The sequence below is a fragment of the Stenotrophomonas sp. PA-6-5C genome, assembly GCF_021605635.1.
Classification (GTDB): domain Bacteria; phylum Pseudomonadota; class Gammaproteobacteria; order Xanthomonadales; family Xanthomonadaceae; genus Stenotrophomonas; species Stenotrophomonas lactitubi.
In genome coordinates this window covers 1-26,066 of the sequence record NZ_WKEE01000028.1, presented here as the reverse complement: position 1 = coordinate 26,066, position 26,066 = coordinate 1, and the positions used below count along the sequence as shown (strand labels likewise).

The window sequence follows — 26,066 nt, the reverse complement described above, 5'->3', positions numbered from 1 at the left end:
AGCATGGGCGATCACCCCGCCTGCGCCAAGCCCGCGCAGAGCCAGACAAGCCGAGCGGGGTATCATGCGCCTGTCTTCCGTAACCCGGCGATGCCGATGTCCCTTGCCGCCGATGCTGCGCAGCCGTCTTCCGATACCCCGATGATCCGCCGCCGCGATGTCGCCGTACCCGGTGTCTGGCCGGACGGCACGCTACCGCTGTTGGCACGTCTGTATGCCGCGCGTGGTGCGCACACCCCGGAGCTGGCGTTGCCCAAGCTGGGCAACCTGCACGCGCCGGAGCTGTTGACCGGAATCGATGCGGCCGTGGACCTGCTGGTCGAAGCCATCGCCGCTGACAAGCGCATCCTGGTCGTCGGTGATTTCGACTGTGACGGCGCAACCGCCTGCGCGGTTGGTGTGCGTGGTCTGCGCTTGCTCGGCGCGCAGCATGTCTTCCACGCCGTGCCCAACCGCATGGTGCACGGCTACGGCCTGTCACCGTCGCTGGTGGACGAGCTGGCTGCGCTGCAGCCGGATCTGCTGGTCACCGTCGATCACGGCATTGCCTGCCACGCCGGCGTGACTGCAGCCAAAGCGCGGGGCTGGCAGGTACTGGTGACCGATCACCATCTGCCCGGTCCGCAGCTGCCACCGGCCGATGTCATCGTCGACCCCAATCTGGACGGCGACGCCTTCCCCAGCAAGTCGCTGGCCGGCGTCGGCGTGATCTTCTACGTGCTGATGGCGCTGCGCCGAAGGATGCGCGAAGCGGGTGTATTTGCCGATGGCAAGGGGCCGGACCTGACCACGCTGCTGGATCTGGTGGCGGTGGGCACCGTGGCCGACCTCGTTGCGCTGGATGCCAACAACCGCGCCCTGGTCAGTGCGGGTCTGCGTCGGCTGCGCAACGGCCAGGGCTGCGTCGGCCTGAAGGCGCTGATCGAGGCCAGTGGCCGCGACGCCGCACGCCTGACCGCTACCGATATCGGCTTCGGGCTCGGCCCGCGCTTGAATGCGGCCGGTCGGCTGGAAGACATGGCGCTGGGTATCGCGCTGCTGCTCACCGAAGATCCGCGGCAGGCCCGCGACATCGCGCAGACGCTGGAGCAGATCAACGCCGAGCGGCGTGCGGTGCAGCAGTCGATGACCGATGACGCCGAACAGGCGCTGTCGCGGGTGGTGCTCGATACCGCCGGGCAGCGTCCGGTGGCGGCCTGCCTGTTTGATGCGGATTGGCACCCCGGTGTGGTCGGCCTGGTCGCTTCGAAGATGAAGGATCGCCTGCATCGTCCGGTGATCGCGTTCGCGCCGGCCGAGCCGGGCGCCGATAACCTGCGAGGTTCGGCGCGCTCGATCGCCGGCCTGCATATCCGTGATGCGCTCGCGCTGGTGGATGCACGCCATCCCGGCTTGATCGAGCGCTTCGGCGGTCACGCGATGGCTGCCGGCTTGAGCATGCGCCTGGATCATCTGGCCGACTTCGAAGCCGCCTTCGTCGCCACCGTGCTGGAAATGCTCGACCCGGCGGCACTGCAGCAGCAGGTGCTCAGCGACGGCGAACTGGCAGCGGACGAACTCGATCATCGCCATGCCGATGCGCTGCGCCTGGCCGGACCCTGGGGACAAGGCTTCCCCGAGCCGCTGTTCGACGGCCACTTCGAGGTGGCCAACTGGCGCGTGCTGAAGGAGCGGCATCTGAAGCTGGAGCTGCGCCTGCCCGGCGTACCGGGCACGATCAACGCGATCCATTTCGGTGGCTGGCACGGCAACGCGCCCGGCAAGCATGTCCACCTGGCCTACCGCCTGGCCTGCGATGACTATCGCGGTGGCGCCGCGATCCAGCTGATCGTCGAGCACTGCCTGCCCGCATGAAGAAGGGAGGCGTCAGCGGACCTCGCTTACCCGTGTCGGCAGTTCCCAGGTTCCGCCGGGAACGCCACGGCACAGACCGCCACTGATCGCCGAGGTCGCGACGAAGCGCGTGCCATCCCAGGTCCACGTTTCATCCGACACACAGTCGGCCAGACCACGGCCCTTGTGCGAGGCGACAATCTGCCCGTCGCCGTAGTCGATCGCATCGCTGGTCACCCACTGCGGCTGGTAGGGCGCCTGCTCGCGGATGACCCAGTAGCCATCGCCGGTGTTGTAGGCCGCGCGCCAGCAGGGAACGTTGACCAGCAGGTGCTTGGCATCCAGACGTTGGATCTGCAGTGGCGAATTGCTGATCGAAACATCCGGGTCGGCGTCGAGCAGACCTTCGCAGCTGGGTTCTTTCAGGGTGGCGCGCAGCGCTGCACGCAGCGCCGGTGAGGCGGCCAGCTTGGCGAACGCCGGGTCGTCCGGCGGCGTCGACAAGGTCGCTGCCTTGCGCACCACGGGTTTGGCAACGGCGGCAGGCACGCTGCTTTCGGCCGCAGTACCCTTGCGCATCACCGCGCCCGGCGTACCGACGCGGCCCTGGAACTCGTCGGTCTTCAACAGCACCGCTGCTGCGCCCTTGTCCGACAGCGGCCACGCATGGCCGGCGGTATCGACAACGGTGATGCCGCCATCGCGCACCAGCGCCGACAGCACTGCGGTGGTCTGCGTTGGGCTCAGCGCATAGGTGCCTGTGTCCTTGGCCGGCGCCAGCACGCCGAGATCACGCTGCTGGATGCGCAGGTGCAGTGCGCCCTTGGCCTGCGGCTGGTCATCGATCGGCTGCAACGACACGCGGCCGTTGATGGCTTGATCGGGGCCGCCCTGCCGCGTCAGCAGCACGCTCAGGGTGCTGTCGTCGTCGCTGGCATAGCCGGCCGCGCGGCAGGCGCGGGTGTTGTCGCAGGCCAGGACCCAGTCGTGATGCTGGAAATAGAGGCCTGCAGGCGCATCGACGGCGCTGGCGGCCAATGGCCAGGACAGCGCCAGCAGGGTGGGAAGCAGGGGAGAACGCATGGGCATCCTTGCGCGGGATCGGGAAGTCGCACATGGTGCGCCCAGGGGCGGCGAAGAGCCAGCATCGAATCGCGTTAACCCCATCCCTCCGTCTAGTGCGTTCAAGCAATCACGATCCCACTGGAGTCCTGTCATGGTCTTCGCCCGATGCTGCACCGTACTGCTGTTGGCCCTGGCAACCTGGCCGGCTTCGCCCCAGGCGACGCGTCGTCCGGCACCGCCGATCGCCTCCACGCCGCTGCTGATCGCACCCGCAGCAGAACAGCCCGTGAAGCTGCGACAGGCTCGCATCGAGGCCGAGGTGCAGGCCGGCATCGCCCAGACCCGGATCACCCTGGAGTTCCACAATCCCAATCAGCGCGTGCTGGAGGGGGAGCTGCAGTTCCCACTGGGCGAGGGCCAGCAGATCACCGGCTTTGCCCTGGACATCAATGGCGAGTTGCGTGAGGCGGTGCCGGTGCCCAAGGACCGCGGTCGCCAGGTGTTCGAGGAGATCGCCCGTCGTGGCGTCGATCCGGGCCTGCTGGAGCAGACCGCCGGCAACCAGTTCCGGCTGCGCGTTTATCCGTTGCCGGCCGGCAGCAGCCGCCGTGTGCAGCTGGTCGTACGCGAGCCGCTGGCATACGCCGGGCAGGGCTGGCGTTGGACGCTGCCGCTGCAGTTCGTCGCCGGTGCCGCTGCCGTTGAACTGGACGTGCAGGCACCGAAGGGTGCTGACACGGGCCATGCGCCGTTCCGCATCGCCGATGGTCGCCTGCACTGGCAAGGTCGAGGCGCGCAGTTGCCGACCCAGCTGCAATGGACGCTACCGGCCGAGCGCAAGGCACAGGTGCAGGTTGCACGCTGGCAGGACGGTCACTACCTGTTGGCACAGCTGCCGGTGCCGACGTCGGCCGCGCCACGCCGCGTGCCGTCGGAAGTGGGGCTGCTGTGGGATGGTTCCGGCTCCGCTGGCCAGCGTGATCGCACCCGCGAGTTCGCGCTGCTGGATCGCTACTTCGCTGCGATGGGCGAAGGCAACATCGCGCTGACGGTGCTGCGTGATCGTGCGGAGCCTGTGCGTCGGTTCCATATCCGCGGCGGCGACTGGAGTGAACTGCGCCGGGCGTTGATGTCGGTGCAGCCCGATGGTGCCAGTGCGCTGGCGCAGTGGCAGCCGCAGCCGGAGGTGAAGGAATACCTGATGGTCAGCGATGGCCTGCTGACCTATGGGCCGGAGGCGCTGCCGACGCTGGCCGCCGACCAGCGCCTGTTCGCGATCAGCAGTGCTGGTGCACGCACCGATGCCATCCGCCTGCGCGGTTGGAGCGAGGCGCATGCAGGTACTTTCGTGGCGCTCGGCAGCGATATCGATGCCGCCGCGCGGGAACTGCTGTCGGTACCGCTGGATGTCCAGATCGATGCCGGCCGTGGCGTGCAGGATGTGGTGATCGACCGCCGCAGCCAGGCCCAAGGCTGGCTATGGCTGCATGCGCGGTTGGCGGCCGAAGGCGTGCCGATGCGGGTGCGCGTGGCCGGCGGCGAGTGGCAGGCACTGCCCGCGGCGCAGAAGAACGAAGACGGTGATCTGCTGGCCGGCCTGTGGGCACAGGCGCGCCTGCAGCAGCTGTCGACCGACCGTCGTGGCAACCGCGAGGCGATGCAGCGCCTGTCGCAGCAGTTTGGTCTGGTGGGCCCGGACACCTCGCTGATCGTGCTGGAGACACTGGAAGACTACCTGCGCTATGCAATCCGTCCGTCGGGCAAGCTGCGCGCCGAGTACGACCAGCGCTTCGCTCGTCAGGTGGCAGACCGCGATGCGGCCGACCGCCAGCGCCTCGACAAGGTGGTGACGCAGTGGCAGCAGCGCCAGCAGTGGTGGAATCGCAGTTGGCCGAAGGGTGCACCGCCGCAGTCGGATTCGAAGGCACTGGAGGTGGCGACCGGCGCCCCGCCGGCACCCGTAGCGATGCTGGTTGCTCCGGCTCCCGCCGCGGCGGAGATGCAGTCGACTGCAGCCATGGCGCGCCAGCGTTCGGTTCCGCGCCCGGCACCGGCACCAATGCAGGAAGCCGCCGCCGATGCGATGGCGGCCGAGCCTGCGGCCGCCAATAACGGCCAGCTGGGAATCAAGCTGGCCGCGTGGCAGTCGGACTCACCGGTTGCCCGCCGCCTGCGCCAGGGGCCGCCGTCGCAACTGTATGACCGCTATCTGGCCGAGCGCGCTGCGAACGCCGACAGCAGCGCGTTCTTCCTCGACGTGGCCGACCTGCTGATCGAACAGGGGCAGCGCGATCTTGCCCTGCGCGTGCTGTCCAACCTGGCCGAGATGGATCTGGACAACCGCCATCTGCTGCGCGTGCTCGGCTACCGGTTGCTGCAGGCCGACGCTCCGGTGCTGGCGGTGCCGGTGTTCGAGCAGGTGCTGGCGATGGGTCAGGAGGAACCGCAGAGCTTCCGCGACCTTGGGCTGGCGCTGGCTGCAGCCGGCAAACCTCAGCAAGCGCTGGTGCCGCTGTATCAAGTAGTCGTACGGCCCTGGGATGCTCGTTTCGACGGTATCGCGTTGATCGCCCTGGATGAGCTGACCAACCTGGTGGCCGGCAGCAAGCCGCGTCTGGATACCAAGGAAATTGACCCGCGCCTGCTGCAGGCGATGCCGTTGGACCTGCGCGTGGTGCTGGCGTGGGATGCCGACAACAGCGACATGGACCTGTGGGTGACCGACCCGAACGGTGAGCGCGCGTACTACGGCAACCGCCTGACCTACCAGGGCGGGCAGATGTCACAGGACTTCACCGGCGGCTATGGTCCCGAGCAGTTCTCGCTGCGCAACGCCAAGCCCGGCAGGTACAAGGTGGAGGCGAACTACTTCGGCAGCCGCCAGCAGCTGGTGACCGGTGCGACGACGCTGATGCTGCGCCTGACCACCCATTGGGGTACGCCGAAGCAGAAGGACCAGATGGTGACGATGCGGCTGAAGGACCGCGCCGAGACCGTGCTGGTGGGCGAATTCGAAGTGAAGTAGAGCCACGCCATGCGTGGCTGTCGCAGCCCTGACCTTGCAGAGGTAGAGCCGAGCCTACGCTCGGCTCTACAAGGGGCCAGAACTCACTGTGCTGGCACAACACCCTTGAATGCTGGTGAGGGCGCTTCTTTTCGCAACCCGAACAGCGGCCGCAGCCAGCGCACACGGCGCACCAGCAGTTCGTGGATGAGAAGGCAGCCGCCGACGGTACCGACCAGTAGCAGTGCCGGTTCGGCCCACGGTCCCAGCTGCAGGGGCTTGAGCCAGAACAGCAGGACGATGATCAGGCTCTGGTGCAGCATGTACCAGGGATAGATCGCCTCCGTGCAATACGGCATCCAGCGGAACGGGCGGTCCAGGAAGACCTTGCCCCAGCCCAGGATGGCAAGCAGCGCGGTCCAGACATACAGCGACTGGCTGGTCCTGACCTGCAGGTCCCAGAACGGTTCGGGCCATTGGCGCAGCGGTGAGTCCGCCGACAGCACCTGGCCGAGGATGCGCAGGCCCATGTACCAGCCGACGGCGGCCAGTGCCAGCCACATGGTGGTACGGCGCAGTGCGACCACGCGTTCCCAGAACACCGGCTCGCGACCGAGCAGGTAACCGGCCAGGAACACCGTCGCGTACTTGGCGTGCTGGTACCAATCGCCGAGCACGGCGTTGGTGGACGGGTAGATCGGCTCCAGCCACACGACCCAGGCCAGCAGCAGGGCAGAAGGGATGCCGATCAGCAGCGTCGGTGATGCCGCCATGCGTTCGATCCCACGGCGCACCACTGCCGTCCGCAGCAGTGGCATCAACAGGGCCAGCACGAGGGTGTAGTTCCACAGATAGGCCAGGTACCAGAGATGGTTCCAGGTGATGCCGTACTGCCAGCCGGCGAAGCTGCCTTCCGGCCATGGCCGCACCTGCCAGTAGCGCAGCAGGAAGTGGCCGAAACCGGGCGCCACGTGGCCGTTGGCCACGCCCTCGCAGTAGGGCTGGATCGGCACGATCACGAACATGCCGAACAGCAGGGGCAACAGCAGCTTCCAGGTACGCAGGCCGGCGAAGCGCAGCAACCTGGTCTCCGGCCGCATCAGTGCGATGGCGACGCCCGAGATCAGGAACAGCAGCGACATCCGCCAGCGGTTGACGAACACCATGGGCCACTGCAGCCATTCGGCGGTGTGCACGCTCTTGAGGTGGAAACCCCAGTCGTCCACATAGGCCATACCGGTGTGGTAGAGGATGAGCAGGGTAAAGGCGAATACGCGCAGGGCGTCGATGTCGTGGCGTCGATTCATGGTCGTGGCGGGTCGATGGGTGAGGCCACGGTGAGCGTGTATCGGGGTGTCATCCATCGGCAGGGGGCAGCCGGGACCGATTCAGTGACCAATGGCGGACGCCGCGGGACGAATGGAGCCGCTACCCTCGAACCCTTGATGCACGCTGGAGCGCCCGTACGACATGGATGCAGCAATGGCCAAAGGCAGCCCCACGCGTTGGCGTACGTCCACCCGTCTGTTGGTGTGGGCGGCGATCCTCTCGGCCTCGGCCGTGACCAATGCCTTGGTCGAAGTGATGGATGCCAGCCGCCGCGGCGCGGATCTCAGCCTTTGGGAGCCGATGATCTGGGAGTTCAGCAGCCTCAGCCTGATTCTGTTGACCCTGCCGCTGTTGTGGTGGGGATGCGAACGCTGGCCGCTGCACGCCGATACCTGGAAGCGGCGTTTGCCGCTGTATCTACTGGCCAGCGTGGGCTGGTCGTTGCTGCATGTGGTGGGAATGATGTTGCTCCGGCACCTTGCCTATGCGGCGCTGGGCTATCGCTACCAGGACGATGCCGGCTGGTTGGAGCGCTTTGCATACGAATACTTGAAGGATGTGCGCACGTTCGCGATGTTCGTGGCGCTGGAGCACTTTGCCAGCTGGTTCGGTCGGCGCAGACAGGGCGAGGCGAGCCTGCTGGCCGAGCCCGACGTCGGCCCCCCGGTCGAACCGGTCGATCGTCCCGACCATTTCCTGGTGCGCAAGCTGGGCAAGGAGTTCCTGGTGGCCACGGCCGACGTCGAGTACGCCCAGGCCGCTGGCAACTACGTCAACCTGCGGGTGCGCGGCCATGACTACCCGCTGCGGATCACCATGGCGGTACTGGAGCAGCGGCTGGACCCGGGCGTGTTCCTGCGTCCGCACCGCAGCTGGCTGATCAACCGCGACCAGCTGCGCTCGATCGAACCGCTGGATGGGGGTGAGGCGCTTCTGCATATGGCCGATGGCGCCAAAGTGCCGTGCAGTCGGCGACAGCTGCCACTACTGCGCCAGGCCCTCGCGGGAACATGAGCGGGCGGACCGGTCGGCCCGCCCGCGCAGGGATTACTTCTTGTCTTTCTTGATCATCGCGTCGATGCGCGCGGCGCGGGCTTCCGAGCCCGGATGCGAGGACATCAGGCCGCCGTCGCTGGACAGTTTGCGGAACATGCTGGCCAGGGCCGCCGGATCGTAGCTGTGGCGCTTCATGAACTGGTAGCCGTACTCGTCGGCCGCGCTCTCTTCCTTCTGCGAGAACTGCGCGTTGATGAAGCCTTCGGCCAGTTCGCCGAGCTGGCCCTGGCTGAGCTGGGTCAGGTTACCGTTGCCGGATGCGGCAAGGCCTTCGCGGCCGGCCGAGGCGAGCAGGGAGGTGCGCATCTTGGTCTTGCTGTGACCCAGCTTCACGTGGCCGATTTCGTGGCCGATCACGCCGCGCACTTCGTCATCGCTGGCCATGTCCATCAGGCCGGTGTAGACGCGGACGCAGCCGTTGGCCATCGCCCAGGCGTTGACGTCGGCGGTGCGGTAGACCTTGAAATTCAGGTTCAGTCCGTCCTCGTTGGCCAGGCCCTGGGTGATCTTGGCCAGGCGCTGGGCGTACGGATCGTTGCCGGCCACCACCTGGTTCTCCTTGTCCATGTAGGCGCAGGCCTGGTCGGCTGCAGCCGAGACTTCCGCGTCGGACAGGGTCAGCGCCTTGCCGGCCTTCAGGCCGGTGCCGGTCAGGCCCTTGAGGTCGAGGGCAGAAGCATTGGCGGCCAGCAGGCAGGCGGCCAGGCACAGGGTGGAACGCATGATCGTCATTGAATTGGTGCTCCTTGAATGGGAATGGGCCGCGCGTCCCCCTGTTCCCGCGGCGGTGCGGAAGTCTACCGGTATCGCGTGGCCGGGTGTGCAGCCGGGTCCGGGACTGCCTCGCCGCCGGGTGGACGCCTGCGGTATCATTCGCAGTCATCTTTTGAATGCATAGCCGCCGACATGATCGAACTGAATCCTGTCCGCCAGCGCATCGCCGATCTGACCGATCGCGTGTTGTCGCTCCGGGGGTATCTTTGACTACGACGCCAAGAAAGAGCGTCTTGAAGAAGTAACGCGGGAGCTGGAAAGCCCCGACGTCTGGAACAACGCCGAGTACGCCCAGAACCTGGGGCGCGAGCGCTCGACCCTGGAAAAGACCGTGGGCGGCATCGCCGCGGTGCTGGAAGGCCTGAGCGACGCCACCGAACTGCTGGAGCTGGCCGAGTCCGAGCAGGACGAGGACACCGCGCTGGCCGTGGTGGCCGACCTGGACAAGCACCAGGCGCACGTGGAGAAGCTGGAGTTCCAGCGCATGTTCTCCGGCCAGATGGACACCGCCCCGGCGTTTGTCGACATCCAGGCCGGCGCCGGTGGCACCGAAGCCCAGGACTGGGCCGAGATCCTGCTGCGCATGTACCTGCGCTGGTGCGAATCGCGTGGCTGGAAGACCGAGCTGATGGAAGTGTCCGGTGGCGACGTCGCGGGCATCAAGTCGGCCACGCTGCGTGTGGAAGGCGACTACGCCTATGGCTGGCTGAAGACCGAGACCGGCGTGCATCGCCTGGTGCGCAAGTCGCCGTTCGACTCGGACAACCGCCGCCATACCAGCTTCACCTCGGTGTTCGTGTCGCCGGAAGTGGACAACAACATCGAAATCGACATCAACCCGGCCGATCTGCGTACCGATGTGTACCGCTCGTCCGGTGCGGGTGGTCAGCACGTCAACAAGACCGAGTCGGCGGTGCGTATCACCCACATTCCGACCAACACGGTCGTGGCCTGCCAGACCGGCCGCAGCCAGCACCAGAACCGCGACAACGCGATGAAGATGCTGGCCGCCAAGCTGTACGAGCTGGAAATCCAGAAGCGCAATGCCGAGCGTGATGCGGTGGAAGCCACCAAGTCCGACATCGGCTGGGGCAGCCAGATCCGCAACTACGTGCTCGACCAGAGCCGTATCAAGGACCTGCGCACCGGCATCGAGCGTTCGGATACGCAGAAGGTGCTCGATGGTGACCTGGACGAATTCGTCGAGGCCAGCCTGAAGGCCGGCCTGGCGGTTGGCTCCAAGCGCATCGATGCCTGATGCGTGCCCGGCGACAGCGGTACCGTCCGCTGCCCGGGCCCTGTATTGCGGGACGTCATGGGCGTCCCGCAATGCTGTTGAAACCTGCAGGGCAGGGTGATGATGCGCAGTGAAGCCGAACGCAAGGAACTGGGTGGCTTTCTCAAGGCCTGCCGCGCGCGGGTCGAGCCAGCAACACTGGGGCTGCCCGCGGGGCGCAGGCGCACGCCGGGCCTGAAGCGCGAGGAAGTCGCGCTGGCGATCGGGGTCAGCGTCAGCTGGTACACCTGGATCGAGCAGGGCCGCGAAGTGCGGGCCTCGCCCGAGGTGCTGGAGCGTCTGGCGCAGGTGCTGCGGATGAGCGACGACGAGCGCGCCTACGCGTTCGCGCTGTCCGGCTACGGGGTGCCGCTGGAGTCCCCCGACGAGACGGTGACCGACGGCCTGCGCCAGCTGGTGGAGGCGATGCAGCCGATCCCGGCCTACGTGCGCAATACCCGTTTCGACATCCTGGCCTGGAATCCGGCCATCGCCGACCTGTTTGTCGACTACGGTCAGTTGGCGCCGCATGAGCGCAATACGCTGCGGCTGATGTTCCTGTATCCGCCGTACAGAACGTTGATCCTCAACTGGGAAGAAATGACCCGCGGCCTGCTGGCCAGCTTCCGCGCGGCGATGGCGCAGGCACCGGACAAGGCGCCGTTCCTGGCGCTGGCCGAGGATATCGGCACGCACAGCGAGCAGTTCCGTGAGTGGTGGCCGGAGCACGATGTGCGTCGTTTCGACGAAGGTGCCAAGAAGCTGAACCATCCCACGCGCGGGCTGCTGGACCTGCAGTACGTGGCGCTGGTGCCGGAGAGCCGGCACGACCTGTCCCTGGTGACCTACCTGCCGCGCAGGTAAGGGGTTGTTCGGCAGGGCTTGCAGCCCTGCACCTGCAGAGGCCAGAGCCGAAGCAACAGCAACAGCAACAGCGGGCTTTCCGTGGGTTGGCGGGGCGGTGTCGGATTGCGGGGACGCCGTGAACCCGTCCATGGGGGCTTGGCCGCGGCATCCATGCCGCGGACACCCCGCAATCCGACACCGCCCCACCTCTGACAGATCCCCGTGATCGGGTAGATCCACGCCATGCGTGGATGCTTCTCGGTTTCAATTCGAGATATTCGATCTCGATGGAGATTCATCCACGCATGGCGTGGATCTACCGTGTCGACCAAGGTCGACACCTACCAACAGCCGCGGGAAATTGTCGAAGGCGGGATGGGTCCGGTGACGGGAGTGTCCGCGGCATGGATGCCGCGGCCAAGCCCCCATGGATGGGTTTACGGCGTCTCCCGCCACCGGACCCACCCCGCCATCCCACGGAGTGCCGCTGTTGCTGTTGCTGTTGCTTCTGCCGTTGCTGTTGCCTCTGCGGGTGCAGGGCGCAGCCCTGCCGGGAACCCCACCCTATTCAGGCAGGTAAGTGCAGGTCACAGGATAAACAGACGCCTTGTTGCCTTTGCCGATCGGGTCCACATTCCTTGTCAGGAAACGGGCAGCCGCCCGTTGTCGAGACAACAGGAGACCTGCATGTCCGCTTCCCCCGCAGCCCCCGCTGCCATTTCCCGCGATCCGGCCACCGGCCAGCAGATCGCCAGCCATCCCTTCGCCACTGCCGCCGAACTGGAAGCGATCCTTGATCGCGGCCAGGCCGGCTTTGCTGCCTGGAGTGCGCAGTCACTCGAACAACGCGCGAGCGTGCTGCGTGCGATGGCGGCCGTGCTGCGTCGTGACCGTGAGCCCCTGGCCGCGCTGGCCACCGCCGAGATGGGCAAGGTCCACGCCGAGTCGCTGGCCGAGATCGAGAAGTGCGCGGTGCTGTGTGACTGGTACGCCGACAACGGCGCGGCCTTCCTGCGCGACGAGCCGACCGCGGTGGCCGACAACAAGGCCTATGTCTCCTACCTGCCGCTGGGCGTGGTGCTGGGCATCATGCCGTGGAACTTCCCGTACTGGCAGGTGATGCGCGCGGCCGTACCGATCCTCATGGGGGGCAATGGTTTCCTGCTGAAGCCTGCCGAGAACATCGTCGGCACCGCCGCGCTGCTCGCCGCTGCGTGGCGCGATGCGGGCCTGCCGGAGGGCACCTTCATCGCCGCCAACATCAGCCGCGAGGGCACCAGTGCCGCCATCGCCGATGACCGCATCGCGGCAGTGACCCTGACCGGCAGCGTCGCCGCCGGGCGCAGCATCGCCGCGCAGGCCGGACAGGCGCTGAAGAAGGTGGTGCTCGAGCTGGGTGGCTCGGATCCGTTCATCGTGCTGGCCGACGCCGACCTGGACGCCGCAGTCGATGCCGCCGTCGCCTCGCGCTTCCAGAACACCGGGCAGGTGTGCATTGCCGGCAAGCGCATCATCGTCGAAGAGGCCGTGTATGAGCGTTTCGTGGCGCTGTTCTGCGAGCGTGTGCAGGCGCTGACCGTCGGCGATGGCCGCGAAGCCGGCAACCGGATCGGCCCGATGGCCCGCCAGGACCTGCTTGAACAGCTTGATGCGCAGGTGCGCGCTTCGGTCGAGGCCGGTGCGCAGCTGCTGGTGGGCGGCAAGCAGCTCGATCGCCCGGGCAGCTTCTATGCCCCCACCGTGCTGGCCGGCGTCGAGCCCGGAATGCAGGCGTTCGATACCGAGACCTTCGGGCCGGTGGCGTCGATCAGCCGCGCGCGCGACGCCGACCATGCGGTGGAACTGGCCAACCAGAGCGAGTTCGGCCTCAGCGGCAATCTGTGGACGGGCGACCACGCCCGCGCGATGCAGCTGGCGCGCCGGCTGCAGACCGGTGGCGTGTTCGTCAACGGTTTCTCGGCCTCCGATCCGCGCGTGCCGATCGGCGGCGTGAAGAAGAGTGGCTTCGGCCGCGAGCTGTCGCACTTCGGTATCCGCGAATTCGTCAACGCGCAGACGGTGTGGTTCGACCGCCGTTGACACGGGCCATCCACGCCTGCTGTCAGCATCCCTGCAACGTTCCATCATCACGTACTGCGAGAAGGACGTCATTCCATGTCCAAGGGTTCCGATCTGCTCGTCGCCGCACTCGAAAACGAGGGCGTCGAGCGCATTTTTGGCATTCCCGGTGAAGAGAACCTCGATGTCGTCGAGTCGCTTCGCCACTCCAGCATCGAGCTGGTCATCACCCGCCACGAACAGGCTGCCGTGTTCATGGCCGCCACCTATGGCCGCCTGACCGGCAAGCCGGGCGTCTGCCTGGCCACGCTCGGCCCGGGCGCACTGAACTTCACCACCGGTGCGGCCTATGCACTGCTCGGTGCGTGGCCGGTGATCATGATCACCGGGCAGAAGGGCATCGTTGCCAGCAAGCAGGCGCGCTTCCAGATCGTGGATATCGTCGGCACGATGAAGCCGCTGACCAAGTCCGCACGGCAGATCGTCTCGGCACGCACCATCCCGATCATCGTGCGCGAAGCGTTCCGTACCGCGCAGGAAGAACGCCCCGGCCCGGTGCTGCTGGAATTGCCCGAGGACATTGCGGCGATGGAGGTCGAGGACGTCGCAATGATTCCGCCGCACCCGGTGGATCGGCCGATTGCCAGCCCCGAGGCATTGGATCGTGCGGCGCAGATCATCCGCGACGCCAAGCGGCCGTTGCTGGTGATCGCGTCGGCGGCATCGCGGCCACAGTCCAGCGAGGCGCTGTCGGCCTTCGTGCTGCGCGCCGGTATTCCGTTCGTCACCACGCAGATGGGCAAGGGCGCGGTGGCCGGTGGTTCGGGCCTGTACATGGGCACGGCGGCGCTGAGCGAGCGCGACTACGTGCACATGGCCATCGACCAGGCCGACGTGATCGTGACCATTGGCCACGAGGTGACGGAGAAGCCGCCGTTCGTGATGCGCCCGGGGGGGCGCACGGTCATCCACATCGGCTATTCGCAGGCGGCGGTGGAGCAGGTGTACTTCCCGCAGGTGGAGGTGATCGGCGATATCGGCCGTTCGCTGACCCTGCTGGCCGACCGTATCGAAGGCAAGATCGACAACGCCGCGGCGCTGCTGCCGCTGCGCGCGACGATCCTGGAGCACATCGCCGATCGTGCCGATGAAGCGGGCTTCACCCCGCAACGGCTGGTGCATGACGTGCGCCAGGTGATGCCGCCGGACGGCATCGTGGCGCTGGACAACGGCATGTACAAGATCTGGTTCGCGCGCAACTACCGTACCCAGGTGGCGAACACGCTGCTGCTGGACAACGCATTGGCGACGATGGGTGCAGGCCTGCCGTCGGCGATCATGGCCTCGATCCTGTACCCGCAGCGCCGCGTGCTGGCGGTGTGTGGCGATGGCGGTTTCATGATGAACAGCCAGGAGCTGGAGACCGCGCGCCGGCTGGGACTGAACCTGGTGGTGCTGATCCTCAACGACGGTGCCTACGGCATGATCCGCTGGAAGCAGGCGGTGGACGGCTTCGCCGACTACGGCATGACCTTCGGCAATCCGGACTTCGTCAAATACGCCGAGGCGTATGGCTGCCAGGGGCATGAGGTGACCGCGATCGAGCAGTTCATTCCGACGCTGGAAGCGGGGTTCACGGCGGGCGGCGTGCATCTGGTGTCGGTGCCGATTGATTATTCGGAGAACCAACGGGTGCTGGTGGACGAGCTGCGGCAGGCGTTCCCCGGGAACGGGTGAATCCGGGGCATGGCCCGGTAGATGTCGACCTTGGTCGACACGGGGGCGCCAACCAAGGTTGGCGGCTACCGGGGCGTCGGTGCCGCGATATCCGGTAGGTGTCGACCTTGGTCGACACGGGGGCGCCAACCAAGGTTGGCGGCTACCAGGGCGTCGGTGCCGCGATATCCGGTAGGTGTCGACCTTGGTCGACACACGATGATTCGCCAGCCAAGGTTGGCGGCTACCGGAGCCGGGGCGGCCCAAGGCCAGGGCGCTGTCCAGCGGCCGGGGAGGGGCGCTTTTGGTATGCTGGGCAACCGGCTGTGCCGGGCGCAAGACTCCCCCTCACTACACGATTCCCGCAGATCCATGAGCGAAGCTACCGATACCCCCCCCGTCGACGAAAACAAGTTGATCGCCGAGCGCCGTGAGAAACTCAAAGCGCTGCGTGGGCAGGGCATCGCGTACCCGAACGACTTCCGTCGCGAGGACTTCGCCGGCAGCCTGCAGGAAGAATTCGCCGACGCGGAACAGTGGACCGCCGAAACCCTGGAAGGCAACGGCCGCCAGGTGAAGATGGCTGGTCGCCTGATGGCCAAGCGGGTCATGGGCAAGGCCAGCTTCGCCCAGATCCAGGACGAATCCGGCCGCATCCAGCTGTTCCTGCAGGGCAGCGTGCTGGGCGATGCCTACACCGCCTTCAAGGGCTGGGACGTGGGCGACATCATTGCGGTCGAAGGTGGCCTGACCCGCACCAAGACCGGCGAGCTTTCGGTCAAGGCCGAATCGATCCGCCTGCTGACCAAGTCGCTGCGCCCGCTGCCGGACAAGTGGCATGGCCTGGCCGACGTCGAGCAGCGCTACCGCCAGCGCTATGTCGACCTGATCGTGACCCCGGAGTCGCGCGCGGTCTTCATCAAGCGCTCGAAGATCATCCGTGCGATGCGTGCATGGCTGGACAACCGCGACTTCCTCGAAGTCGAGACGCCGATGATGCATTACATCCCCGGTGGCGCGGCGGCCAAGCCGTTCACCACCCACCACAACGCGCTGGATCTTGACCTGTACCTGCGCGTGGCGCCGGAGCTGTACCTCAAGCGCCTGACCGTCGGTGGCCTGGAGCGCGTCTACGAGATCAACCGCAACTTCCGCAACGAAGGTGTCAGCACCCGCCACAACCCGGAATTCACCATGATGGAACTGTACGAGGCGTATGCCACGTACAACGAGATCATGGACCTGACCGAAGGCGTGATCCGTGACGTGGCGCAGTCGGTGAACGGCTCCACCACGGTTGAGTGGGACGGTGCCAACATCGACCTGGGCCCGGCGTTCCGCCGCTGGCGCATGGACGAGGCGGTACGCCACCACAACCCCGAAATCTCCGCGGCCGACTGCACCGACCGTGATGCGCTGCTGCGCCATTGCGAGCGCTTGAAGATCCGCGTCAAGCCGTCCTACGGCTGGGGCAAGCTGCTGCTTGAGATCTTCGAAGCCACCGTCGAGCACACCCTGATCCAGCCGACCTTCATCACCGATCACCCGGTGGAGGTCTCGCCGCTGGCCCGCGCCAACGACAACGATCCGGGCTATACCGACCGCTTCGAACTGTTCGTCAACGGCAAGGAGCTGGCCAACGGCTTCTCCGAGCTGAACGACCCCGAAGACCAGGCCCAGCGCTTCCAGGCGCAGGTGGCGGCGAAGGAAGGTGGCGACGACGAGGCCATGCACTACGACGCCGACTACATCCGTGCGCTGGAGTACGGCATGGCGCCGACCGGCGGCCTCGGCATCGGCGTCGATCGCCTGGTGATGCTGCTGACCGGCAGCAGCTCGATCCGCGACGTACTGCTGTTCCCGTACATGCGTCCGGAGCAGTAACCGGCATTTTTCGGCGTCTGTTTGTGCGCGCCGTCTCGGTTTGAGACGGCGCGATTGACGCGTCCCGCACTGGGCGTATCGTTATTGCACAACCTTGACACCGGCTATGGCTTGATGGCGTCAGGGGAGGCCGCAATGTGGAGAATCCGCTTCACATTGTGACGACGATCATGAATCGGGGGGCTTGTGACGGGAGTCGAGCCGATGCAGGGTGCCAGCGTGCACAGCGGCGGGGTATCCTCGGCCGCTGACCTTTCAGCATGGTCGAGAAAGCAGGCAGAGAACGCCTTGAACATCGTCATCGTCGATGACCAGACTTCCGCACGGACGATGCTTCGTCACGTCATCGAGGACATCGCGCCGGAACTGAGCGTGCATGACTTCGGCGATCCGTTGACCGCGTTGGCCTGGTGCGAATCGTATCCGGTCGACCTGCTGCTTCTTGATTACCGCATGCCGGAGATGGACGGGCTGGAATTCGCCCGCCGCTTCCGCCGGCTGCCCAAACATCGCGATATTCCGGTGATCCTGATCACCGTGGTCGGCGACGAGCCGATCCGCCAGGCGGCGCTTGAAGCCGGCGTGATTGATTTCCTGGTCAAGCCGATCCGCCCGCGCGAGCTGCGCGCACGCTGCTACAACCTGTTGCAGTTGCGCCAGCAGACCGAGAACGTGAAGCAGCGCGCCCTGTCACTGGAGCAGCGGCTGCTGGCCAGCATGCATGAGGTGGAGGAGCGCGAGCGTGAGACGCTTTCGCGGCTGGCACGTGCGATCGAATTCCGTGATGCCGGCACCAGTGCCTACCTTGAACGGATGGCGCGCGTGGCTGGCCTGATCGCCGAGCAGCTGGGCCTGCCGGAGGACGACGTCAAGCTGATCGAAATGGCTGCGCCGCTGCACGACATGGGCAAGATCGCCATTCCCGATGCGGTGCTGCTCAAGCAGGGCAAGCTCAATGATGAGGAGCTGGCGATCATGCGTCGGCATCCGCGCATTGGCCACGAACTGCTCAGTGGCAGCCAGAACCGCTTCATCCAGGTCGGTGCATTGATCGCGCTGCGCCACCATGAGCGCTACGACGGCAGTGGCTACCCCGATGGCCTGGTCGGCGACGCGATTCCGCTGGAGGCACGCATCGTCGCCGTGGCCGACGTGTTCGATGCGCTGATCTCGCCGCGCCCCTACAAGGAAGCGTGGACGATGGAAGCCACCATGGCCTACCTGTATGCCCAGCGCGGGCGTCTGTTCGATCCGCGTTGCGTGGATGCATTGCTGCGCGGCCGCGAGCAGCTGGAACAGATCTGCGCCGAGCACTCCATCGCCTCTGCACGGCCGGGACTGGGCGCGTGAAACGCCTGCTGTCGCGATTGCGGCTGCGCCTGTCCCAGCGGCAGGACAGTGAGCACGGGCAGCAGATCGTCCGCATCATCCTGATCAGCCTGATTCTGGCGTACGTGCTGCTGCCTTCGGCACGGCATGAACTGCCGCACACCCAGTATGTCGGAGTGCTGGCGATCGTGCTGACCGGCCTGAGCCTGTCGCTGCTGTTGTTCGGCTGGCTGCTGTGGCGACCGCAGCGCTCCGATCCCCGGCGCGTACTGGGCATGCTGGCCGACTACGGGTTGATCGCCGCCGGCATGATCCAGATGGGTGAGCCGCTGTCGTGGGTCTACATCGTGGTGATGTGGGTGACGGTGGGCAACGGCATGCGCTTCGGCAACCACTACCTGTATGTGGCCGTGGCGATGGCGATGGTCAGCTTCGGCAGTACCGCACTGTCCACTCCGTACTGGCAGCAGAACGCGCGCCTGGCCATCGGCCTGTGGCTTGGCCTGGCCGCGGTTCCCCTGTATTTTTCCACGCTGCTGCGGCAGTTGACCGAAGCGATGGCCGAGGCGCGGCGCGCCAGCGAAGCCAAGAGTCGATTCCTGGCCAACATGAGCCACGAGTTTCGCACGCCACTCAATGGATTGAATGGCATGACGGAAGTGTTGGCGACCACGCGCCTGGATGACGAGCAGCGTGAGTGCGTGAGTACCATCCAGGCGTCATCGCGCAGCCTGCTGGCGCTGGTCGAGGAAGTGCTGGACATCTCGGCGATCGAGGCCGGCAAACTGCGCGTCGTTGCCGAGGATTTCGTTCTTTCCGAAGTGATCCAGGCCATCGGCCTGATCCTGTTGCCGCAGGCCAAGGCCAAGCGCCTGGACTATCGGGTGAAGGTGGCCGAGACGGTCCCGCCGACACTGCGCGGCGATGTCGGGCATCTGCGGCAGATCCTGCTCAACCTGGCCGGCAACGCGGTCAAGTTCACCGATCATGGCCGGGTCGAGATCCGTGTCTGCGTTGTCCATGCAGACACCCAGGGTGGGGTGCGGCTGCGCTTCGACATTCTCGATACCGGCATCGGCGTCGCACCGGCGATGCGCCCGCGTCTGTTCGAGGCCTTCGAGCAGGCCGACGTCAGCATGGCCCGTCGCCATGAAGGTACCGGCCTGGGGACGACGATCGCCAAGGGACTGGTCGAAGCGATGGACGGCGAGATCGGGTACCTGGACAACCCGCCGCAGGGCAGTCACTTCTGGGTGGAACTGCCGTTCGCGCCGCCGCAGCCGGTGGTTCCGGGTGCGGTGCCGACCCTCGCTGCTGGCGACGAAGCCGGTGCCGGTGGCAACGTCATCGCGTTCGCCGATCCGTTCCTGCGCCATCGCGCACGGGTGCGCAGCATGCAGATCCTGGTCGCCGATGACCACGAGGCCAACCGCATGGTGCTGCAGCGTCTGCTGCAGAAGGCCGGGCACAAGGTGCTGTGCGTCGATGGTGGCGAGGCGGTGCTGGATGCATTGGCCGAAAGCGAGTTCGATGCGGCCATCGTCGATCTGCACATGCCGGGCATGAGTGGCCTGGACATGCTGAAGGAACTGCGGGTGATGCAGGCCGGTGGCGGCCCTCGCACGCCGGTGCTGGTGCTCAGCGCCGATGTCACTCCCGAAGCGATCCAGCACTGTACCCAAGCCGGTGCACATGCGTTCCTGGCCAAGCCTGTGGTGGCCGTGCGCCTGCTGGACACCCTGGCCGAGATCGCCAACAACGCCCAGCTCAAGACCAGTGCGCCGCCGATCGTGCGCACGGTCACCAATCTCGATGGCGTCCTTGATACCGGCGTGCTTGATGAACTGGCGTCGCTGGGAATGGGCGAGGGTTTCGAACGCGAGTTCATTCGCCAGTGCCTGGATGATGCCGAGTCGTGCCTGCGCAAGGCCGAAGGCGATGGCGAAGCGGCACGCTGGGACGCTTTCCGCGAGCAGTCGCATGCGATCAAGGGTGTGGCCAGCAACCTGGGCCTGGTACGCGCGTCCAACCGCGCCGGTGAATTGATGCGGATGGCCGACTGGCAGCTCAAAGCCGAATGGCGGCAACGTCTTGCGGTGCTGCAGGGTGCGATCAAGGAAGGTCGGCTGGCGCTCGATGCGCGCGCCGAACGCAAGGCGCGCGGCGTGGCCGACGACGGCGAACGCTAGCGCCGGGTCTGCCTGGCCTGCGCGGCGGCTTGCCCATGCTCGCACGTGCCATTAAAAAAAGCCCGGTGGCCAGCCGGGCTTGAACCCTGCGGGGGAGGGGGACGTATCAGGCCACATCCAGATTGGCGCGTCGGGTCTGCGCCTTGATCAAACGGTCCATGGTGCGCAGCGAACGGTCGCCCAGGGCGAGTGCCGAATCGACCCAGACCTTGGTGATTTCCAGCAGTTCGTCATAGCTGACCGCCTGCGCCAGGTTGCGCGCGGCATTCATCGCCAGGTACGACTGCGGCAGGCGCTGCTGCTGGCGGATGATCTCTTCGACTGCGCTGCGACCTTCACCTTTCCTGACCAGCACGTCGACCACGCCCATCGCGTGCATCTCCTCGGCGCTGTAGACACGGCCGTCGAGGATGATCTTCTCGGCCAGCTGCGGCGCCACCCGGCGGCACAGGAACGAGTAGGCGCCCATGCCCGGGAACAGGCCGAACAGCACTTCGGGCAGGCCCATGCCGCAGCCTTCCTCGGCCACGATGGTGTGGCAGGCCAGGGCCATTTCCAGGCCGCCACCCAGTGCATCGCCCTGGATCAGGGCGATCGAGCGGACATCGCCGCCAAAGCCGGTGTGCAGGTGGTGCACGCCCTCCACGCAGCGTTGCGCGTAGGTCAGCAGCAGGTCGCGGTTGCCTTCGCGGATCAGGCGGGTGAACAGGTCCAGGTCGCCGCCCAGGTTGTAGGCGGCGGCGTCGGAGGCCAGCACGAAATGGCGCAGCTGGCCGCTGTGGCGCTGCGCCGGGCCCCGCGTGATGGCGCTCATGTAGCTCCACATCTCGTCCAGCATGTCCTTGCGGCAGCAGGGACGCACGCCGGTGGAGGCATCGGCGTGCATGAACAGCCAGTGGGCCGCGCCGTCGGCGCTGTCCTGGGTGCGGATGGTGGCATAGGGCGAGCCGCTGCTGGGCAGCTTTTCGATGGTACTCATGGAAGGGTCCTCGGCGATGCGGCCCGCAGATAAAGGTGGTGGCCGGCGGGCCGAACGGTCCACTCACGCGGCGATGCTACACCGGCCCCGGGCCTACGCACGCGAAAAGGCCCGGGTCGTTGCCGACCCGGGCCTGAGCGCGTTCAACTTTCCAGAAACCCTTACGGGGCGGGCGTATCGCGAAGTTCGCGACGCAGGATCTTGCCGACGTTGGTCTTCGGCAGCTCTTTTCGGAATTCAACGATTCTCGGGTGCTTGTAGCCGGTCAGGTTGGCCCGGGCGTGTTCCTTGACCATCTCCGCGGTCAGGTTCGGGTCCTTCTTGACGATGACCACCTTGACCACCTCGCCGGACTTCTCGTCCGGTACGCCCACGGCGGCGACTTCCAGCACGCCCGGCATCATCGCGATCACGTCTTCGACTTCATTCGGGTACACGTTGAAGCCGGACACCAGGATCATGTCCTTCTTGCGGTCGACGATGTAGAAGAAGCCGTGTTCGTCCATCTTCGCCATGTCACCGGTGTGCAGCCAGTCGTCGGCGTCGATGGCCTTGGCGGTTTCCTCCGGGCGCTGCCAGTAGCCCTTCATCACCTGCGGGCCGCGGATGCACAGTTCGCCCACTTCACCCAGCGCCAGGATGTTGCCGTTGTCGTCCTTGATGCAGGCATCGGTGGACGGAATCGGCAGGCCGATCGAGCCGTTGTACTCGGCCAGGGTCAGCGGATTGATGCAGGCCGCCGGCGAGGTCTCGGTCAGGCCGTAGGCCTCGACCAGGGTGACGCCGGTGGTCTTCTTCCAGCGCTCGGCCACCGCACGCTGCACGGCCATGCCGCCGCCCAGGGTCACCTTCAGCGAGGAGAAATCGACGGTGTCGAAGCCGGGGGTGTTGAGCAGGCCGTTGAACAGCGTGTTGACGCCGGTGATCGCGGTGAAGCGCACCGACTTGAGCTCCTTGACGAAGCCCTTCATGTCACGCGGGTTGGTGATGAGATGGTTGCAGCCACCGAACTTCATGAAGACCAGGCCGTTCGCCGTCAACGCGAAGATGTGGTACAGCGGCAGGGCGGTGATGATCCATTCCTTGCCCATCTCGATGCCCGATGCGCTGATCCAGGCCGAGGCCTGCTGCATGTTGGCGATCAGGTTGCGGTTGGTCAGCATCGCGCCCTTGGCTACACCGGTGGTGCCGCCGGTGTACTGCAGGAACGCCACGTCGTCGTGGTCGATCTCGACCTTCGGCAGGGTGTGGCGGCTGCCCAGCTTGAGCGCCTGCTTGAAGCGGATCGCGCCCTTCAGATGGTAGTTGGGCACCATCTTCTTGATGTACTTGAGCACGAAGTTGACGATCGCGCCCTTGGCGCCGAGCAGATCGCCCAGGCCGGTGGTGATGACCTGTTTGACCTGGGTATCGGCGATGACCTGTTCGACGGTGTCGCCGAAGTTGTCCACCACCACCAGTGCGGTCACGCCAGCATCGACCAGCTGATGCTTCAGCTCGCGCGCGGTGTACAGCGGGTTGACGTTGACCACGGTCAAGCCGGCACGCAGCACGCCGAAGGTGGCCACCGGGTACTGCAGGCAGTTGGGCATCATCAGGGCGACGCGGTCGCCCTTCTTGAGCTTCAGTTCGCCCAGCAGGTAAGCGGCGAACTGTTCGACCAGGGCATCGGTCTCACCGTAGGTGAGGGTCTTGCCGAAACTGGAGTAGGCCGGTCGGTCGCGGTACTTCGCGACGGACGCGTCGAAGACCGAAACTACCGAATGGAACTCGTTGACGTCGATTTCGGCGGGAACGCCTTTCGGATAGCTCTGCAGCCAGGGACGATCCAGACTCATATTCCCCCTCCAGGAATCGTGATGATGGGTGCGGCGCGGACAGTATCCGCCAGAACCGCTCTCCGCAGCATACCGTCCCGTAGGGAAAACGCGAAGAGGCGTGCCGCGTAGTGGCTGGATGCGGCAGAAGACGCCGGGCATGGCCCGGCGCTGCCGATGGGGGCAGAGGTAGCGCCGGGCCATGCCCGGCGGAGTAGCCGCGTCAGCCGCGGCTGCGTACCGGTGCGCCGTTGGCCTTGTAGTACGGCGCGGTGCTGCGCGGCAGCGGGGTGCGGCCACGGATCACGTCGGCCAGCTTCTCGGCGATCATGATGGTCGGTGCGTTGAGGTTGCCGGTGACCACCTGCGGCATGATCGAGGCATCGACGATGCGCAGGCCTTCCAGGCCATGCACGCGACCCTGGCCATCGACCACCGCCATCGGATCATCGGCGTGGCCCATCTTGTTGGAGCAGGACGGGTGGTACGCGGTCTCGGCATGCTCGCGCACGAACGCATCGATCTGCGCATCGGTCTGCAGCGCGCTGCCCGGCGAGATCTCGCGGCCGCTGTACGGTGCCAGCGCCGGCTGCGCGAAGATCTCGCGGGTGATCCGGATCGCCGAACGGAATTCGCGCCAGTCCTGGTCGTGCGACATGTAGTTGAACAGGATGCTGGGATCTTCGCGCGGATCCTTCGAGCGCACGTGGATGCGGCCACGGCTCGGCGAGCGCATCGAGCCGACATGCATCTGGAAGCTGTGCGCCTTGATCGGGTTGGAGCCGTTGTAATTGATCGCCACCGGCAGGAAGTGATACTGCAGGTTGGGCCAGTCGAATTCGGCATCGCTGCGGATGAAACCGCCGGCTTCGAACTGGTTGCTGGCGCCGATGCCGGTGCCCAGGAACAGCCATTCGGCGCCGATCGCCGGCTGGTTGTACAGCTTCAGTGCCGGGGCCAGCGAGACCGGCTTCTTGCACTCGTACTGCAGGTACATTTCCAGATGATCCTGCAGGTTGGCGCCAACGCCGGGCAGGTGATGCACCAGGTCGATGTCCAGGCTGCGCAGCAGGTCGGCCGGGCCGACGCCGGAGCGCTGCAGGATCTGCGGCGAGGCGATGGCGCCGCCGCACAGCAGCACTTCGCGGCGTGCGGTGGCGCGCTGCGGCTGGTCGTTGTGCAGCCACTGCACGCCCACGGCGCGCTTGCCCGAGAACAGGATGCGGTCGGTCAGCGCGTGGGTGACGATGGTCAGGTTCGGGCGCGGTTTGGCCAGGTCCAGGTAGCCACGGGCGGTGCTGGAACGACGGCCCTTCGGCGTGACCGTACGGTCCATTGGGCCGAAGCCTTCCTGCTGGTAGCCGTTGAGGTCGTCGGTGCGCGGATAACCGGCCTGCACACCGGCCTCGACCATTGCTGCGAACAGTTCGTTGTTGCCGGCCTTGGGCGTGGTGACGCGCAGCGGGCCGTCACCGCCGTGGTAGTCATTGGCGCCGATGTCGCGGGTTTCGGCCTTGCGGAAATACGGCAGGCAGTCCAGGTAGGTCCAGTCTTCCAGGCCCGGCATGCCGGCCCAGTTGTCGTAGTCCATTGCGTTGCCGCGGATGTAGCACATGCCGTTGATCAGCGACGAGCCGCCCAGGCCCTTGCCACGACCGCAATCCATCCGGCGGTTGTTCATGAAGGGCTCGGGATCGGTCTTGTACGCCCAGTTGTAGCGGCGGCCCTGCAGCGGGAAGGCCAGTGCGGCAGGCATCTGGGTACGGAAGTCGAGCCGGTAGTCCGGGCCACCGGCTTCCAGCAGCAGCACGCTGACATCGGCATCTTCGGTGAGGCGGGTGGCCAGCACGTTGCCGGCCGAACCGGCGCCGATGATGATGTAGTCGTACTCGTTATGGGTGCTCATGGTTGCTCTCCTGCAGGCCGGGCGCGCTGCATGCAGGCGTCCCGGCGGAATCTCGGATCGGCGCGGTGGCCGGACGATGGGCGGTGCTCGGGGCGCGCCGGTCAGAACACGCTGGCGTAGTCGCCCAGTTCGACCTGCACCGACTTGATGCGGGTGTAGTGGCCGAGGGTGGAGATGCCGTTCTCGCGGCCGACGCCGGACTGCTTGTAGCCACCCACCGGCATTTCGGCCGGCGACTCGCCCCAGGTGTTGATCCAGCAGATGCCGGCTTCCAGGCGATGGATGATGCGATGTGCGCGGCTGATGTCCTTGCTGACCACACCTGCGGCCAGGCCGAAGGTGGTGTCGTTGGCGCGACGCACCACTTCGTCCTCGTCGTCGTAGGCGAGGATGCTCATCACCGGCCCGAAGATTTCTTCGCGGACAATGGTCATGTCATCGCGGCAGTCGGAGAACACCGTCGGCAGCACATAGGCGCCATCAGCCAGGGCAGCATCGGTGGCACGACCGCCGCCGGTCAGCAGGCGCGCGCCTTCGCTCTTGCCGCTTTCGATGAAGCGCAGCACGTTTTCCATGTGCGGGAAGCTGGTCAGCGGGCCGAAGTTGGTCTCGGCGGCCATCGGGTCGCCGATGCGGATGCGGTTGACACGCTCGACCACGGCGGCCTCGAACGCGGCCAGCATGCTGCGCGGCACGAACACGCGGGTGCCGTTGGTGCAGACCTGGCCGGAGCTGAAGAAGTTGGCCATCACCGCGATGTCGGCGGCACGGTCCAGGTCGGCGTCGTCACAGATCACCAGCGGCGACTTGCCGCCCAGTTCCATCGTCACTTCCTTCAGCGACGACGACGCGGCGCTGGCCATGACCTTCTTGCCGGTGGCGACGCCGCCGGTGAAGGAGATCTTCTCGATCACCGGGTGCTCGGTCAGCCAGTTGCCGATCTCGCGGCCAGGGCCCTGCACGACGTTGAACACGCCGTCGGGCACGCCGGCTTCGGTGTAGATC

At 66.2% G+C, this 26,066-nt stretch carries 17 protein-coding genes; 10 read left to right on the top strand and 7 right to left on the bottom strand.

All coding sequences use genetic code 11. The features are described from left to right. The first annotated feature begins 96 nt into the window (after window positions 1-96). Window positions 97-1,854 (top strand): single-stranded-DNA-specific exonuclease RecJ, encoded by a 1,758-nt coding sequence (recJ, locus tag GIW57_RS13100; RefSeq protein ID WP_236511388.1) that lies wholly within the window; start codon window positions 97-99, stop codon window positions 1,852-1,854. A gap of 12 nt (window positions 1,855-1,866) precedes the next feature. Here the strand turns inward: recJ and GIW57_RS13095 are convergent, their stop codons facing one another. Then, a complete protein-coding gene (locus GIW57_RS13095) occupies window positions 1,867-2,916 on the bottom strand; it encodes a DUF1176 domain-containing protein (RefSeq protein ID WP_236511385.1) in 1,050 nt (349 codons plus the stop codon). A 133-nt stretch (window positions 2,917-3,049) separates the two neighbouring features. Between GIW57_RS13095 and GIW57_RS13090 the strand changes: the two genes are divergently transcribed. Then, a complete protein-coding gene (locus tag GIW57_RS13090) occupies window positions 3,050-5,923 on the top strand; it encodes a VIT domain-containing protein (protein ID WP_236511382.1) in 2,874 nt (957 codons plus the stop codon). Window positions 5,924-6,006: 83 nt separating this feature from the next. Here GIW57_RS13090 and GIW57_RS13085 read toward each other — a convergent pair whose 3' ends face one another. After that, window positions 6,007-7,209, bottom strand: coding sequence for an acyltransferase family protein (locus GIW57_RS13085; protein ID WP_236511380.1), 1,203 nt, complete (start codon window positions 7,207-7,209; stop codon window positions 6,007-6,009). Between the two features lie 175 nt (window positions 7,210-7,384). Between GIW57_RS13085 and GIW57_RS13080 the strand changes: the two genes are divergently transcribed. Next, window positions 7,385-8,245, top strand: coding sequence for a LytTR family DNA-binding domain-containing protein (locus GIW57_RS13080; protein ID WP_100465252.1), 861 nt, complete (start codon window positions 7,385-7,387; stop codon window positions 8,243-8,245). 33 nt (window positions 8,246-8,278) lie between these two features. Here the strand turns inward: GIW57_RS13080 and GIW57_RS13075 are convergent, their stop codons facing one another. Next, window positions 8,279-9,019, bottom strand: a complete 741-nt coding sequence (locus tag GIW57_RS13075) for a M48 family metallopeptidase (protein ID WP_100465253.1) — start codon at window positions 9,017-9,019, stop codon at window positions 8,279-8,281. A 174-nt stretch (window positions 9,020-9,193) separates the two neighbouring features. Between GIW57_RS13075 and prfB the strand changes: the two genes are divergently transcribed. The 7 genes from prfB (at window position 9,194) to GIW57_RS13040 (ending at window position 20,359) form a co-directional block, all read left to right on the top strand. Continuing rightward, a protein-coding gene (gene prfB / locus GIW57_RS13070; RefSeq protein WP_099818762.1) for a peptide chain release factor 2 occupies window positions 9,194-10,319 on the top strand; the annotation gives its coding sequence in 2 pieces (ribosomal slippage) (window positions 9,194-9,268 and window positions 9,270-10,319; 1,125 coding nt in all). Window positions 10,320-10,418: 99 nt separating this feature from the next. Next, a complete protein-coding gene (locus GIW57_RS13065) occupies window positions 10,419-11,201 on the top strand; it encodes a helix-turn-helix transcriptional regulator (RefSeq protein WP_100465254.1) in 783 nt (260 codons plus the stop codon). A 669-nt stretch (window positions 11,202-11,870) separates the two neighbouring features. Next, window positions 11,871-13,262 carry an NAD-dependent succinate-semialdehyde dehydrogenase gene (locus GIW57_RS13060; protein ID WP_236511377.1) on the top strand — a complete coding sequence of 464 codons (1,392 nt, stop codon included), beginning with the start codon at window positions 11,871-11,873 and terminating at the stop codon, window positions 13,260-13,262. 75 nt (window positions 13,263-13,337) lie between these two features. Further along, a complete protein-coding gene (locus GIW57_RS13055) occupies window positions 13,338-14,978 on the top strand; it encodes an acetolactate synthase large subunit (protein WP_236511374.1) in 1,641 nt (546 codons plus the stop codon). A 351-nt stretch (window positions 14,979-15,329) separates the two neighbouring features. Next, window positions 15,330-16,841, top strand: a complete 1,512-nt coding sequence (lysS, locus tag GIW57_RS13050) for a lysine--tRNA ligase (protein WP_100465258.1) — start codon at window positions 15,330-15,332, stop codon at window positions 16,839-16,841. Between the two features lie 204 nt (window positions 16,842-17,045). Continuing rightward, the gene (locus tag GIW57_RS13045) at window positions 17,046-18,191 is read left to right on the top strand and encodes a two-component system response regulator (protein ID WP_100465259.1); all 1,146 of its coding nucleotides are present in this window, start codon (window positions 17,046-17,048) and stop codon (window positions 18,189-18,191) included. Next, window positions 18,188-20,359, top strand: a complete 2,172-nt coding sequence (locus tag GIW57_RS13040; protein ID WP_236511371.1) for a response regulator — start codon at window positions 18,188-18,190, stop codon at window positions 20,357-20,359. The genes GIW57_RS13045 and GIW57_RS13040 overlap by 4 nt, the downstream gene beginning before the upstream one ends. Window positions 20,360-20,465: 106 nt before the next feature. Here GIW57_RS13040 and GIW57_RS13035 read toward each other — a convergent pair whose 3' ends face one another. The 4 genes from GIW57_RS13035 to GIW57_RS13020 all read right to left on the bottom strand — a co-directional run. Beyond that, window positions 20,466-21,338: a crotonase/enoyl-CoA hydratase family protein gene (locus tag GIW57_RS13035; protein WP_100465261.1), complete on the bottom strand. Its 873-nt coding sequence runs from the start codon at window positions 21,336-21,338 to the stop codon at window positions 20,466-20,468. A 161-nt stretch (window positions 21,339-21,499) separates the two neighbouring features. Continuing rightward, window positions 21,500-23,176 (bottom strand): long-chain fatty acid--CoA ligase, encoded by a 1,677-nt coding sequence (locus GIW57_RS13030; RefSeq protein WP_100465262.1) that lies wholly within the window; start codon window positions 23,174-23,176, stop codon window positions 21,500-21,502. Window positions 23,177-23,378: 202 nt separating this feature from the next. Further along, window positions 23,379-25,061, bottom strand: a complete 1,683-nt coding sequence (gene betA / locus GIW57_RS13025) for a choline dehydrogenase (RefSeq protein ID WP_100465263.1) — start codon at window positions 25,059-25,061, stop codon at window positions 23,379-23,381. Between the two features lie 101 nt (window positions 25,062-25,162). After that, window positions 25,163-26,066: aldehyde dehydrogenase family protein (locus GIW57_RS13020; protein ID WP_236511368.1), on the bottom strand; the 904-nt coding region annotated here is incomplete at its 5' end.

What these genes read in the sequence shown, in the direction of transcription:
- GIW57_RS13075 (WP_100465253.1), bottom strand. Translation starts at nt 9,019, where the DNA reads ATGACGATCATGCGTTCCACCCTGTGCCTGGCCGCCTGCCTGCTGGCC.
- betA (WP_100465263.1), bottom strand. Translation starts at nt 25,061, where the DNA reads ATGAGCACCCATAACGAGTACGACTACATCATCATCGGCGCCGGTTCG.
- GIW57_RS13055 (WP_236511374.1), top strand. Translation starts at nt 13,338, where the DNA reads ATGTCCAAGGGTTCCGATCTGCTCGTCGCCGCACTCGAAAACGAGGGC.
- lysS (WP_100465258.1), top strand. Translation starts at nt 15,330, where the DNA reads ATGAGCGAAGCTACCGATACCCCCCCCGTCGACGAAAACAAGTTGATC.
- GIW57_RS13065 (WP_100465254.1), top strand. Translation starts at nt 10,419, where the DNA reads ATGATGCGCAGTGAAGCCGAACGCAAGGAACTGGGTGGCTTTCTCAAG.
- GIW57_RS13085 (WP_236511380.1), bottom strand. Translation starts at nt 7,209, where the DNA reads ATGAATCGACGCCACGACATCGACGCCCTGCGCGTATTCGCCTTTACC.
- GIW57_RS13035 (WP_100465261.1), bottom strand. Translation starts at nt 21,338, where the DNA reads ATGAGTACCATCGAAAAGCTGCCCAGCAGCGGCTCGCCCTATGCCACC.
- GIW57_RS13045 (WP_100465259.1), top strand. Translation starts at nt 17,046, where the DNA reads ATGCAGGGTGCCAGCGTGCACAGCGGCGGGGTATCCTCGGCCGCTGAC.
- GIW57_RS13030 (WP_100465262.1), bottom strand. Translation starts at nt 23,176, where the DNA reads ATGAGTCTGGATCGTCCCTGGCTGCAGAGCTATCCGAAAGGCGTTCCC.
- GIW57_RS13060 (WP_236511377.1), top strand. Translation starts at nt 11,871, where the DNA reads ATGTCCGCTTCCCCCGCAGCCCCCGCTGCCATTTCCCGCGATCCGGCC.
- GIW57_RS13090 (WP_236511382.1), top strand. Translation starts at nt 3,050, where the DNA reads ATGGTCTTCGCCCGATGCTGCACCGTACTGCTGTTGGCCCTGGCAACC.
- GIW57_RS13095 (WP_236511385.1), bottom strand. Translation starts at nt 2,916, where the DNA reads ATGCGTTCTCCCCTGCTTCCCACCCTGCTGGCGCTGTCCTGGCCATTG.
- GIW57_RS13080 (WP_100465252.1), top strand. Translation starts at nt 7,385, where the DNA reads ATGGCCAAAGGCAGCCCCACGCGTTGGCGTACGTCCACCCGTCTGTTG.
- recJ (WP_236511388.1), top strand. Translation starts at nt 97, where the DNA reads ATGTCCCTTGCCGCCGATGCTGCGCAGCCGTCTTCCGATACCCCGATG.